At 36.1% G+C, this 12404-nt stretch carries 12 protein-coding genes; 2 read left to right on the plus strand and 10 right to left on the minus strand.

What is annotated here, in order from left to right; genetic code table 11:
• Positions 1 to 2 precede the first annotated feature (2 nt).
• The 10 genes from AC2A1G_RS07965 to AC2A1G_RS08010 all read right to left on the minus strand — a co-directional run bounded on the left by AC2A1G_RS07965 (position 3) and on the right by AC2A1G_RS08010 (position 10927).
• A complete protein-coding gene (locus AC2A1G_RS07965; RefSeq protein ID WP_484046384.1) occupies positions 3 to 377 on the minus strand; it encodes a hypothetical protein in 375 nt (124 codons plus the stop codon).
• 20 nt (positions 378 to 397) lie between these two features.
• The gene (locus tag AC2A1G_RS07970; protein WP_484046385.1) at positions 398 to 736 is read right to left on the minus strand and encodes a hypothetical protein; all 339 of its coding nucleotides are present in this window, start codon (positions 734 to 736) and stop codon (positions 398 to 400) included.
• A 44-nt stretch (positions 737 to 780) separates the two neighbouring features.
• Positions 781 to 1773 carry an endonuclease/exonuclease/phosphatase family protein gene (locus AC2A1G_RS07975; RefSeq protein ID WP_484046386.1) on the minus strand — a complete coding sequence of 331 codons (993 nt, stop codon included), beginning with the start codon at positions 1771 to 1773 and terminating at the stop codon, positions 781 to 783.
• A gap of 89 nt (positions 1774 to 1862) precedes the next feature.
• Positions 1863 to 2633 (minus strand): rhomboid family intramembrane serine protease, encoded by a 771-nt coding sequence (locus tag AC2A1G_RS07980; RefSeq protein WP_484046387.1) that lies wholly within the window; start codon positions 2631 to 2633, stop codon positions 1863 to 1865.
• A gap of 4 nt (positions 2634 to 2637) precedes the next feature.
• Complete coding sequence (gene mutL, locus AC2A1G_RS07985) at positions 2638 to 4413, minus strand: DNA mismatch repair endonuclease MutL (RefSeq protein WP_484046388.1); 1776 nt, start codon at positions 4411 to 4413, stop codon at positions 2638 to 2640.
• Positions 4414 to 4647: 234 nt separating this feature from the next.
• A complete protein-coding gene (locus AC2A1G_RS07990) occupies positions 4648 to 5502 on the minus strand; it encodes a YoaK family protein (RefSeq protein WP_484046389.1) in 855 nt (284 codons plus the stop codon).
• 31 nt (positions 5503 to 5533) lie between these two features.
• Positions 5534 to 6031: a hypothetical protein gene (locus AC2A1G_RS07995; RefSeq protein ID WP_484046390.1), complete on the minus strand. Its 498-nt coding sequence runs from the start codon at positions 6029 to 6031 to the stop codon at positions 5534 to 5536.
• 131 nt (positions 6032 to 6162) lie between these two features.
• Positions 6163 to 7575, minus strand: coding sequence for a sensor histidine kinase (locus tag AC2A1G_RS08000; protein ID WP_484046391.1), 1413 nt, complete (start codon positions 7573 to 7575; stop codon positions 6163 to 6165).
• A 4-nt stretch (positions 7576 to 7579) separates the two neighbouring features.
• Positions 7580 to 8287 carry a response regulator transcription factor gene (locus AC2A1G_RS08005; protein WP_484046392.1) on the minus strand — a complete coding sequence of 236 codons (708 nt, stop codon included), beginning with the start codon at positions 8285 to 8287 and terminating at the stop codon, positions 7580 to 7582.
• Positions 8288 to 8392: 105 nt separating this feature from the next.
• Positions 8393 to 10927 carry an ATP-dependent Clp protease ATP-binding subunit gene (locus AC2A1G_RS08010; RefSeq protein ID WP_484046393.1) on the minus strand — a complete coding sequence of 845 codons (2535 nt, stop codon included), beginning with the start codon at positions 10925 to 10927 and terminating at the stop codon, positions 8393 to 8395.
• Between the two features lie 151 nt (positions 10928 to 11078).
• Here AC2A1G_RS08010 and AC2A1G_RS08015 point away from each other — a divergent pair, with 151 nt between their 5' ends.
• Both AC2A1G_RS08015 and AC2A1G_RS08020 read left to right on the plus strand, forming a co-directional pair.
• Positions 11079 to 11303: a uroporphyrinogen decarboxylase gene (locus AC2A1G_RS08015; RefSeq protein WP_484046394.1), complete on the plus strand. Its 225-nt coding sequence runs from the start codon at positions 11079 to 11081 to the stop codon at positions 11301 to 11303.
• A 1-nt stretch (position 11304) separates the two neighbouring features.
• Positions 11305 to 12402, plus strand: coding sequence for a glycosyltransferase (locus tag AC2A1G_RS08020; protein ID WP_484046395.1), 1098 nt, complete (start codon positions 11305 to 11307; stop codon positions 12400 to 12402).
• Positions 12403 to 12404 lie beyond the last annotated feature (2 nt).

Consider the following 12404-nt stretch of genomic DNA (forward strand, 5'->3'; position numbering starts at 1 on the left):
AATTATTTATTCAGATCTTCTTTCAGTTTTTTTGCACTTTCTTCGATTTTCCCGGCACCTTTTGCCGCTGCTTCTTTAATGTCTTTACCGGCTTCGTTCAAATCTTTTTTTGTTTTTTGTGCGGTAGCATCAATTTTGTCTTTAGCTGCGTCAGCTTTAGTGTCGATTTCGCTGGTTGCTTTATCAAGCTTGCTGTTGATGTCGTTTTTAGCTTTATTTACATCCGAACTGTCTACAATTCCTGATGATGTTTCGGTGGTTGTAATGGTGGTTTTAGAGCCATCAGCATTTTCGATGGTTTCTGTTTTTGATGTCGTTTTTTCGCAGGCAGTCATTAATCCTAAAAATGCTGCTGCAATGATGATATTCTTTTTCATATTAAAATATTTAGAAGTTATTACTCAGTTTTGGGTTTTTCGTCTTTGCTTTCAGATGATTTCTTCTTTTCTTCCTCAGCTTTCTTTTTGTTTTCCTTTTCCAGCTCTTCGGTAATTTTTTTCTCCTGTTCCTGTAGCTTAATCGCTTCCTTCAAAGAATCCTGATATCGTTGTGATGACATTCTGATCTGTCGCACAACATCCACCGAAGTCGCTCCCGCAGAAAAAGAATCTATCGCGGTCGTATCATAAGTCGCTTTGCTTTCATCAGCTGCAGCCATGGCGGATGTGTCTGGCTTTTCACTGCAAGACAAAACCCAAATTGAAAGACACGCAATTCCGAAGATAAAATTTTTCATAGAGATTCTTTTTTGAGAAGCAATTTATTTGCCACAATTTCAGTTTAATTTGAAAATTTTAAGACAGCCGAGACAGGATAGTGATCTGAAATTTTAACTGCGTGATCTACATGATAAGAAATGGGAACAATAGATTCTGAAGTAAAAATATAATCTAACCGCAACGGGTATTTGTAGTCATGAAAACTTGTAGCGCTTCCTTTTCCTGCCTTTACAAAAGCATCCTGAAGGTTTTTACCTAAATGATAATATTCGTAAGAATTGGGAACTGCATTGAAATCTCCGGTCATAATCACGGGGTAGGGAGAATTGTCTACATATTTTCTGATCATGTCAATCTGATCCTGATGCATTTTGAAAGTCGGAACAAGTTTTTTTACGATATTTTTTACTTTAGTCTCGTCCTCAGCACTGTTTCCGTTAAGCTTAACCATGCTTTTCTCAAACTTAAAAGGTTGAAGATAAACATTCACCATTCTCACGGTTTTGTTATTAATTTTAAGATCTGTGTAATCTGCAAATGCATTAAAGTCTTCGCTGTATAGGCCTTCAAAAATCTCTTTGTAACCCACAATTTCGCATTTTGAGTACAATGAACTCAAAGGTCTTTCCTTTGCTTTTTTTAAACCGGTCAACTGATAATCAAGATTGCCATCTTCCTGCAGCAGAACGATATCTGCTCCTTTACCGTTAATATAATTTTCAATCTCTTTTTGACCAAATTTTCCTCCTTTTGTATTAAATGTGATAATTTTTAGATCGCCAGTTTCTTTTTGAGAACTAAAATTTACCCATCGCTGTGTTGCAGAAAAGAAAAACAATCCAAAGAACATAAAGACAAATGCTCTTTTTTTCCACATAAAAATCCACACCACAGTCAGTAAACAGTACACTGAAATAAGAACCGGAAAAACAAGAGAAAGGATATTAAACCAAGGGAAAATCCTCGGTGGAACATAAGCATTCAGCAAAACGCCAAACAGCAGACAAAGAATCCCAAGATGAGTTATGAGAAGAGCAATCCTTACAATTTTCATATGCAGTTTTTATTGTTTTTAATTGCCATATGGAATCGCTTGGTATTTATTGGTGTTATGATATTTATTCGTAGCGATTTCATAACTTTTTAATTGAAACGGTAAAGGTGTTTCTTCCAGATTTTAGCTAAAATAAAACCTACGATGGCACCACCAACGTGAGCTAAGTGAGCGATTCCACCTGCATTTCCGGTAACTCCAAGATAAATTGAGCCCACAATAACAACAGGTAAAACGTATTTTACTTTAACGGGAATTGGAATAAACATAATTCCTATTCTTGCCTCTGGATAAAGTGTTGCAAAAGCTGCGATAACTCCAAAGATTGCCCCTGAAGCTCCAAGCATCGGTGTTCTGAGGCTTTTGAAAAGCTTTTCAGAGAGAGTAAAAGTTTCAGGAGTTTTGTTACTGAAGAAAACATTTCCAGTATAATTAAAATCTGCTTGCTGATATATGTCTGATGGGTCTACTCCTAAAGCTTGTAAGCTTTGTGTAAGTTGTTGAATTTCAACAAAATTCCATAGGTTGAAAAGAACAAAGGCGCCTAATCCGCTCAGGAAATACAGGATCAAATATTTTTTATCCCCTAAAGATTGCTCCAGAATTGGTCCAAAACTAAATAAAGTAAACATATTGAAAAGGATATGTAAAATACCTGACCCATTTTCAAACGGAGCGTGCATAAACATATGTGTAACCACTTGCCACGATTCGAAATTAGGTGAGCCGGGATAAAATGCAGATAGAACTGAATACAGTTCTGGTCTATGTAAACTGTACATCAAAAAATTGGTTATCACATAAACCACAATATTTAAAATAATAATGTTTCGGGTAATGGGCGGGATATTATTAAACATTTACTTAAAATTTATTTTTAAAATCATTAAACGGAACTTCATAAAAACAACGTTTTCCATTCGGTAAATACTCAGGGAAACCTAATGCTGTAAAATCTTTGATGAGCTGTTCTGCATCTTTTTTATAAATAAAATCGAAGCGGGATTTAGACTGCATTTTCGACCATTGATTTTGGTAAAACTGCATAAATTCTTCCTCTGTTTTGTATTCTAAAATATCAAAAAGATTCTCCAGAAATTTCATCACCTGAGTTTCTTTCAAGCCTTCCGGTACACTGTCTATTCTCAACACGCTTTCATGAGCAACTTTCATGTCAAAGCCAAGCTGAGGCAGGTATTTTTTTATTGAACGGTATTTGTTTTTCTCAATTTCGTTCATGTGATACTCCAGAGAGAAAAGCAGGGTGTGGCTTATAGAGCTTACTTTTCGCTCAGTTTTGCTGTTTTCTGAAATCACAAGCCTATGCATTCTTCCCAAATCCAGCATTAAGGTTCTGTCGCCTTTGTTAAAAAGCCAGTATCCGTTGGGAAGTCTCATCAGGTCTTCATCAAAATCTTCATCTTCAAAAAGATTAATTTTTGAAGGTTCTGCAGAAATATTCTGGTGATACATTTCCGTGAGATTCTGCATTTCAGCTTTGGTTACCTGTTTTTCTTCTTTGAAAGGGTTGTAGTCTCGGTCTACAACAATTTCAGGCATTTTTATAGAAACATTTCCTTTACTCGGAAAGCTTTTCTGCATCATCTGATCAAGGTGTGGATCTCTTTCAAAATCCAGACTTGGTGCAATGTTGTAAATTCCTAAAGATCTTTTTATCGTTGAGCGTACAAGAGCAAAAATAAGATGCTCATCTTCAAATTTCACCTCTGTTTTTTGGGGATGGATATTGACGTCAATCTTCTCAGGGTCAATCTCAAGAAATAAGAAAAAAGTAGGAATAAATCCTGGCAACAAAAGTCCGTCAAAAGCTTCCTGAACGGCTTTGTTGAAATATGCACTTTTAAAAAATCTTCCGTTGACGAAGAGAAACTGTTCGCCTCTTGTTTTTTTTGCCCCTTCAGGTTTAGCCACAAAACCATGAAGTTTGCACCAGATAATATCTTCTTTAATAGGAATAAGTTGTGGCTGAAGTTTTCTCCCGAAAATATCCACGATTCTCTGCATCTGGCTTCCTTTTCTCAGTCTGAAAATAGCCTCATCATCCTGAAAAAATGAGAACTCAAGATTTTCATGTGCCAAAGCAACCCTTTGAAATTCATCAATTACATGACGGAATTCTATATTGTTGTTCTTAAGAAACTTTCTTCTCGCCGGAACGTTGTAAAAAAGATTTTTAACCGAAAAATTAGATCCTTCAGCAGTTTGTGCAGGCTCCTGAAACTGAAATGTCCCGCCTTCGATATAAATATTCGTACCTAAAGCTGCGTCTTTCAACTTGGTTTTCAGTTCAACCTGTGCTACTGCTGCGATGGATGCCAAGGCTTCACCACGAAATCCTTTGGTTATAATTTTAAAGATATCTTCAGTACCCCGGATTTTTGAGGTGGCGTGTCTTTCAAAAGCCATTCTGGCATCGGTTTCAGACATTCCTTTACCGTCATCTACCACCTGAATGAGGTTCTTTCCTGCCTCACGGATTATGAGCTCTATTTTGGATGCTCCGGCATCAATAGAGTTTTCCAGCAATTCTTTTACAATAGAAGCGGGTCGCTGTACGACTTCCCCTGCTGCAATCTGATTGGCTACGTGATCCGGTAAAAGCTGAATAATATCTGACATATATGCGTAATGAACTTACAAAAATACTCAAAGCAAATCACAACAGAAAAAAACAGACTATGAATTAAAGATTAAAATATCAACAATAAATGTTTAAAACTTTTTTCAGGCAAAAAAGACTGCTCCTAAAGGAGCTTGACGAGTAATTTGTATAGTTGAAAAAAAAACTCCTGCCCAAAAAAGGTGCAGGAGTTCCAAACTAAGTATATACAATTAATGTGTTTTTGAAAATATTTACATCAATTTTTCTTCAAGAATAAGTTTAGACTTTTCTTTTCTTTTTATCGGTTTTTCTACGGCTGCGCTGCCGTGTAATTTATCATACAGTACAGACATCAGATTAGGACTTTTGTAGATTTTTGAATATCTGTAATTGGTGTAAAAATGTCTTAAATTAATTTTATAAAAATCATATCCAATCACCACTGAAAGACATGCACTGATTACATAAAACACCCGGAATTCCAAAATATAATAGGTTAATCCCGAAAATACAGCTCCCAAAACGTAGGCTAGCATAATGCTCGAAAGCAATTTGGCTTTAGCTACCATTTCAGGGTTTTTTCTGAATCTTTTTTGGGTAAACATTGATACTAAAATTCCCAAATCAGTGGTTGTACCCGTAAGGTGGGTGGTTTTCACTGAGAAATTTGAAATACTTGCCGTTAAACCATTCTGCAAACCAGTTGCAAAAAGCATTACTCCAACCAAAACTTCCGCTTCCTCAAGGGTCTTCTGGTAAAAAACCTGTCCGTAAATACCTACCGCCATCAAACATATAATTTCCAGGATTAAAGGGATTGAATGAGCCAGGTATTTGCTCTTTCTATGAAGATTAATCACCGAAAGATTCGAAACAAAACTTCCAAAGAAGAACATGAAAATCCACAATCCGGCTACCAAAACCTGAGACCAGTTTCCTTTACTTATTTCCGCTGCAAAAACAGCGTAATGTCCCGTCACGTTTGAGGTGAACGAAAGGAATATCAACAGTGAGGCAATGTTTATAGTTCCTGCTACAAAGGCAGTCAGCGTTCCTAACTGTATATTCTCCTTGAGCGTTCGGCTGTTACTATAATTCCTTAACATTTTTAATTCTTTTAATAATTAAACCTTCATTTTAAACTTCTACAAAGACTTCTGCAATTTTTCCTTTTTCAGGCATGAAAGTCGGGGTGGCCACTTTTATTTCTTTGGCTTCCAGTACTTTCGTTTTTCTCAGGTAAGGAACGATGTCAAACTTTCCGTTGTGGTTGAGTTCCTTTAAAGATTCAGAATAGTAGGCTTCATCCACATTAGTGGCTTTCAGATATTGATCAAAAGTTCTCTGAAAACTTCCTGTGAAAATATCGCATGTGATTTTGCTTACCAGATCAGGATATTTATTTTTTATAATGCTTAAAGCTTCACAGAACTCTGCTGATCTTATTTTGCTGAAGATTTTGCTTTTAGTATTAAATAGTAAATCTCTAATAGAATCTCCTGCGTCATAACCAGACACCAGTAAGATTTTATACTGTTCGCCACTGTGCAAAGAATTTTTTTCTCTCAAAACTTTCTTCATGATGTTTAAAGATTCAAGTGAAAAATCGGTGGCTATTAAAATGGTCGTGCTCATAATCTGTAGATTTAGTTAGTAAACTATTTATTACTCTACAAAATTATGTTCACATTATTAGAAGCCTTTTGGAAAGGAATTAAAATGTCGTTAAAGGGATTAAAATGAGATTAGAATTTAGGAAAAACGCTTTATATCTGCGTTTCTTCATCCTTTAATGTATTATACAAAGTAGGGAATCTAAGCTGAACTGTCGTTCCCTGGTTTTCGAATGAACTTACGATTAATTCGCCGTTGTGCATTCTTACAATGTTTCTTGCTAAGGGTAAGCCAATGCCGTAGCCTTCATAATTTTTGGTATTGGATGCACGGAAAAAAGGATCGTAGATTTTAGGCATTTCAGATTCAGGAATACCGATTCCGCTGTCTTTAATAATGATGTAAACGTCTGTATCTGTTGCCCCAAGAGAAACTTTTACCTGCTGGAAATTAGAATATTTGCAACCGTTATTAATGATATTGGTCACGGCAAGATGCAGGAGTTGCTCGTTACCTGAGATTTTAAGTTTTTTAGGGTTGTCAGGCAACATGCTGATGTCCAGGTAAATATTGTTTCTCGAATCCATTTTTCTGATGGTTTCGATGGCATCCCAAATCAGCTGGTCGATTCTTACCCTGTCAATTTTCTGAATTTTACCGTCAAATCCGGTTTGCGCAATGAGAAGAAGTGCTTTTATCTTTTTGTCTAATTTTTCGGCTTCGTCAAGAATGATTTCTAAAGTTTCTTTGTATTCCTGAGCACTTCTGTTGATTGATAAAGCTACATCAGCCTCGCCCATAATCGATGTCAACGGCGTTCTGAGCTCGTGAGAAACGTTTCCGATGAGATGATTTTGGGTTTCAAAAGAAGTTTCAAGCCTTGTCAGCATCGTGTTGAACGTGTCAACCAATTCATTTAATTCTTTATTATCAGCCTGAGGTTCCAGTCTCAAATGCAGATTTTCGGAACTGATTTCTTTTACTTTTCCTGTAATTTTTAAGATGGGTTTAAATAAAGTTTTAGAAAGATAAAACGAAAAAATCATGCTGAAAAACATCGATAGAACCATGCAGGTAATCAATGTCCGTTTTAAAAATCCTAAATAATAAACAACGTAATGGTTTTTTGCAGATGCAATGGCAATGTAACTTTTGTTGTTGTATTTAAAGCTTTGCCCGATGTAATAAAATTCGTTATCGTTATAATTGGCTTCACCTTTTCTGATGATATTCTTAAAAAAGCTATCAGGAATATGTACTTCCTGTGATATTTTTCTAAAATTTGAATCCTCCGGAACCGTAAATACATAATCTCTTTCCATCGGAAGTTCTTCGTCGTTCAGGCTGTTGAGTATGTGATTTTCGGGTATATCAAGTTTTTTTTTGCTCTTTTCAATCTGAACAATCGTCGTGGTTCTGATTTTTAGTAGTTCGTAAAACCTCTGATGCGAAAAATTGACGATAGAATAATAAACCAAACCTCCAAACAGAAATATAATGGTGGTAAAAACGACCATCAGAAGTATCATTGTTTTGGTTTGATTATTTATTACTCTGTTGAACATTTTTCTAAGCTTTTTTTAAAACATAACCCATTCCAATCACGGTATGAATCAATTTGTTGTCTTCCTGAGTGTCTATTTTTTTACGGAGATAATTTACGTAAACATCCACAACATTAGTTCCCATTTCATAATTGACACCCCAAACGGCATCGAGAATTTCGGCACGGGAAATTACCTTTTCAGGATTATTCAGAAAATACATAAGCAATTTAAATTCGGTGGAAGTAAGCGAAACTTCTTCGCCGGCACGCACTACTTTTTTGGTATAATCATTCAGGCTGAGGTCTGAAAACTGGTAAATATGTCCGCTTTGCACATCATCTTCCTCCAGATCTGACGAAGAGCCATTGTTACTTCGTCTCAACAGCGATTTTATTCTTGCTACAAGCTCTATAAATTTAAAAGGTTTCACCAAATAATCATCGCCACCACTTTCAAGACCAAGAACGATATTTTCGGATGTTCCCAATGCCGTTAAAAATAAAATCGGAACATAATTATTGGTTTTTCTGATTTCCTTGCAGACTTCCAGGCCGTTCATCTCGGGAAGCATGATGTCTAAAATGACCAAATCGAAATCGTTTTCCTTCACGAGTCTAGCTCCGGTGAGGCCGTCAAAAGCTACCGAGATTTCGTATCCGTTTTCCTGAAGTCCTTTTTTAATGAAAGAAACTACGCTGGTTTCATCTTCAATCAGAATTATTTTTTTCATAGAGGTTCCTGTTTCACAAAAATAGGAAATTCATTTTAGTGTTGATGGGATGAAACAAAAAAGCACCGGAATTTTCCGATGCTTTGCTTATTATTTTAGAAAATCTTAAGACTGAGAAGATTTCTCTGCCGATTTTTTAGATTTTGAAGTTTTTCCGGCTAAGCCGTCTTTTGCTTCATTTACATCCAAAACAACAGTTTCGCCCTCAGATAATTGTTTGTTTACCAACATTTCTGCCAATAAATCTTCAATATATTTCTGTATAGCTCTTTTCAGTGGTCTTGCACCGAAGTCTTTGTCCCAACCTTTTTCGGAGATGAAATCTTTAGCTTCTGCAGTCAATTCTACTTTGTAACCTAGTTTTTCTAATCTTCCGTAAAGCTTGCCTAATTCAAGATCAATAATTCTCTTGATATCTTCTTTCTCAAGAGAGTTGAAGATCACAATATCATCAATTCTGTTTAAGAATTCTGGAGAAAATGCTTTTTTCAGAGCGCTTTCAATAGTACTTCTTGCTCTTGAATCTGTATTGGTTTTCTTAGCGTTAGTTCCGAAACCTACACCGTCACCAAAATCTTTAAGATCTCTCGTACCGATGTTTGAAGTAAGGATAATAATTGTATTTCTGAAATCGACTTTTCTTCCTAAACTGTCCGTTACGTGACCCTCATCTAAAATCTGAAGCAAAATATTGAATACATCAGGGTGAGCTTTTTCAATCTCATCCAAAAGTACCACTGCATAAGGTTTTCTTCTCACCGCTTCAGTTAATTGTCCGCCTTCTTCGTAGCCAACGTATCCCGGAGGGGCACCAACCAATCTTGAAACTGCAAATTTCTCCATGTATTCACTCATGTCAATTCTGATTAAAGATTCATCAGATTCGAAGAGTTCTCTTGCCATTACTTTTGCAAGTTCTGTTTTACCAACACCGGTTGTTCCAAGGAAAATAAATGTGCCAATCGGGCGATTCGGATCTTTCAATCCAGCTCTGTTTCTTTGAATTGCTTTCACAACCTTCTTCACAGCATCTTCCTGACCAATCACTTTTCCGTTTAGCTGATCATCCATCTGAGCCAATTTATCAAGCTCATTTTTGCCTACTTTCGTTACTGGAACGCCACTCATCATAGAAACAACTTCCGCTACATTTTCTTCAGAAACGGTTTCTTTTTTCTCTTTAACATCTTTATCCCACTGATCCTGAGCAGAATTTAACTCCATCTGAAGTCTTTCTTCTTCATCCTTCAGTTTTCTGGCTTCAAGGTAGTCCTGTGCTTTTACGGCTTTTTGTTTTAATTCCTTGATGTCTTCAATTTTCTTTTCAAAATCGATGATTTCGGTTGGAACTTTCATGTTTTTGATATAAACACGGGATCCCGCCTCGTCCATCGCATCAATAGCTTTATCCGGTAAAAAACGGTCTGTAATATATCTTGAAGTAAGATTTACACAAGCTAAAATTGCTTCATCAGTGTATACGACGTTGTGATGTTCTTCGTATTTATCTTTAATCTGATTAAGAATCTGAACAGTCTCATCAATAGAAGTAGGCTCCACCATTACTTTCTGGAATCTTCTTTCTAAGGCTCCATCTTTCTCGATGTACTGACGGTATTCATCAAGAGTAGTTGCCCCGATGCATTGAATTTCACCTCTTGCCAAGGCTGGTTTAAACATATTTGATGCATCCAGACTTCCTGTAGAACTACCTGCGCCTACGATTGTGTGAAGCTCATCGATGAACAGAATCACATCTCTGTTTTTCTCAAGCTCGGTCATGATTGCCTTCATTCTCTCTTCAAACTGACCACGGTATTTTGTTCCGGCAACCAAACTCGCCAAGTCAAGTGTAATCACACGTTTTCCGTAAAGAACCCTTGAAACTTTTTTCTGCTGAATTCTTAAAGCCAAACCTTCCGCAATCGCAGATTTACCAACTCCGGGTTCACCAATTAATAGTGGATTGTTCTTTTTTCTTCTTGATAAAATCTGAGAAACTCTCTCAATTTCTTTTTCACGACCAATTACAGGATCTAATTTCCCGTCTCTTGCCAAAGAAGTAAGATCTCTACCAAAGTTATCTAAAGTAGGAGTTTTGCTTTTTGCAGAACCGAGATTTCCCGTAGGTTTTCTCATTTGCTCAAAATCTTCTCTTTCTTCATCGTCATCATAAGCGCTCATCTGTGGTGCCTGACCTGAATTTTTAAGCATTGTCTGATATTCTTTTGACACTCCTTCATAATCAATATCATAAGCTCCCAAAATATTGGAAGTAGGATCTTCGTATTTATAAAGAATGCCTAAAAGCAAATGCACAGTATTGATTTCGTTGCTTTTATACTGTCTGCATTCCAGCTCGGCACGCTTTACCGCATGATCTGCCATTTTTGTAAATGAAATATTGAGAACTTCCTCTGAAATAGGATTGATGCCTGCTGCATTTAATGTTTCAATTTTTCTTCTGATTTGTGTTAAATCCGCATTAAGGTTCTGAAGGATTTCTTTGGCAGAGTTTTCTGTTTTTAATATCCCTAAAAGGAGATGTTCTGTATTTAGAAATTCACTTTTCAGCCTTCTCGCTTCGCTCTTGCTTTGTTTGAACACCTGGCTCAAACCTTGTGAAAACTTGTAATCCATAATATAACTCGTTAGAATAAATGCACCATTGCCATTTATTCAATATCTAAGTTACAAATATTTTACCAAAAAACAATGTCTGACTTTATGGCAGAAATTAGTTTTTTATCTTATTGAAAATGACTAAGTTTGTGTTTCTTTAATTATTCTCATGAGCCAGGAATTCGCATCTTATATCGGATATGCCGCATCTTTCTTCATCGTTTTAAGTTTTATTCTTAAAGATCTTACCAAAATCAGAATCGTAAATCTTATAGGATGCATCTGTTTTGTGGTCTATGGAATCTTCAACGGAATGTTGTGGCCTGTGATCATTCCCAATGGAATTATTTGTTTTGTACAGATTTATTATTTGATTATAGGGAAGAAGAAATAAGATGAAAAAGAAAATCATCATTTCAGCTTTCAGCAATCTTTATACAGACCAGCGTATAGAGAAAATCTGTCAAACGCTGTATGAAAATCAATATGATTTAGAACTTATAGGCAACGATTGGAATGGTGCGCCGGATATGACAAGACCTTATCCTTTTGTCAGAATTTCTTTAATTTCAAAGAGCCTTAAAACTGCCTATTTTGAATTTAACTGGAAACTGTATCATCTTTTAAAGAAAAAAGCTGATCAGAATACGGTTTTATATGCCAATGACCTTGATGCCTTGCTTCCCAACTATTTAATTTCAAAAAAACTAAATATTCCTCTGATCTTCGACAGCCATGAGATATTCTCTGAAATGCCTGCTATTCAGGGTAAAGCTTCAAAAAAACTTTGGCGGTATTTAGAAAAGAAACTAGTTCCGAAGATAAAACTGATGATTACGGCAAGCGGAAGTTATGCCAATTGGTTTACCAAGAAATATGGTGTACATCCTGTTGTTTTGCAAAATGCACCAAAAAAAATCAGTTTTAATATTGAAATTCCGGAAAATAATCCAAAAATTCTTTTGTATCAAGGGGCAATCAATCCATTTCGGGGAATCGATAAAGCTATTTTGGCAATGCATCATTTAGAGAATGTTATTTTTAAAATTGCCGGCGACGGACCACGGAAAAAAGAGTACGAAGAACTTGTAATCAGAGAAAATCTGCAGAATAAAGTTCAGTTTTTAGGAAAACTTCATCCCGATGATCTCAGGAAAATCACTCTGATTGCTGATTGCGGTATGAGTATTGAAGAAAACGGCGGCGAAAGTTATTTTTATTCACTTCCCAACAAAGTTTTAGACTGTATTCAGGCAAGAGTTCCTTTAATAATGGCTGGTTTACCAGAAATGAAAAACATTAGAAATCAATTTGATGTAGGTGAAATCATTAAAGATCATCAGCCTTTGACTATCGCAGCAGCTGTCACAAAAGTTTTGAATAAAGGAAGAAATGATTATCAGCCTGAACTTGATAAAGCCGCAGAGATTCTCTGCTGGGAAAAAGAAGAAGTAAAACTGTTAAATGTTGTTGAAAATGCGCTTCGTTTCTAAAT

Source organism: Chryseobacterium sp. HNCC26DJ240 (genome assembly GCF_057180485.1).

Bases quoted from the DNA above. Each gene is read 5' to 3' on its own strand.
- AC2A1G_RS08015 (WP_484046394.1), top strand. From the start codon at position 11,079: ATGAGCCAGGAATTCGCATCTTATATCGGATATGCCGCATCTTTCTTC.
- mutL (WP_484046388.1), bottom strand. From the start codon at position 4,413: ATGTCAGATATTATTCAGCTTTTACCGGATCACGTAGCCAATCAGATT.
- AC2A1G_RS07970 (WP_484046385.1), bottom strand. From the start codon at position 736: ATGAAAAATTTTATCTTCGGAATTGCGTGTCTTTCAATTTGGGTTTTG.
- AC2A1G_RS07980 (WP_484046387.1), bottom strand. From the start codon at position 2,633: ATGTTTAATAATATCCCGCCCATTACCCGAAACATTATTATTTTAAAT.
- AC2A1G_RS08010 (WP_484046393.1), bottom strand. From the start codon at position 10,927: ATGGATTACAAGTTTTCACAAGGTTTGAGCCAGGTGTTCAAACAAAGC.
- AC2A1G_RS08000 (WP_484046391.1), bottom strand. From the start codon at position 7,575: ATGTTCAACAGAGTAATAAATAATCAAACCAAAACAATGATACTTCTG.
- AC2A1G_RS07990 (WP_484046389.1), bottom strand. From the start codon at position 5,502: ATGTTAAGGAATTATAGTAACAGCCGAACGCTCAAGGAGAATATACAG.
- AC2A1G_RS08020 (WP_484046395.1), top strand. From the start codon at position 11,305: ATGAAAAAGAAAATCATCATTTCAGCTTTCAGCAATCTTTATACAGAC.
- AC2A1G_RS07995 (WP_484046390.1), bottom strand. From the start codon at position 6,031: ATGAGCACGACCATTTTAATAGCCACCGATTTTTCACTTGAATCTTTA.
- AC2A1G_RS07975 (WP_484046386.1), bottom strand. From the start codon at position 1,773: ATGAAAATTGTAAGGATTGCTCTTCTCATAACTCATCTTGGGATTCTT.
- AC2A1G_RS07965 (WP_484046384.1), bottom strand. From the start codon at position 377: ATGAAAAAGAATATCATCATTGCAGCAGCATTTTTAGGATTAATGACT.
- AC2A1G_RS08005 (WP_484046392.1), bottom strand. From the start codon at position 8,287: ATGAAAAAAATAATTCTGATTGAAGATGAAACCAGCGTAGTTTCTTTC.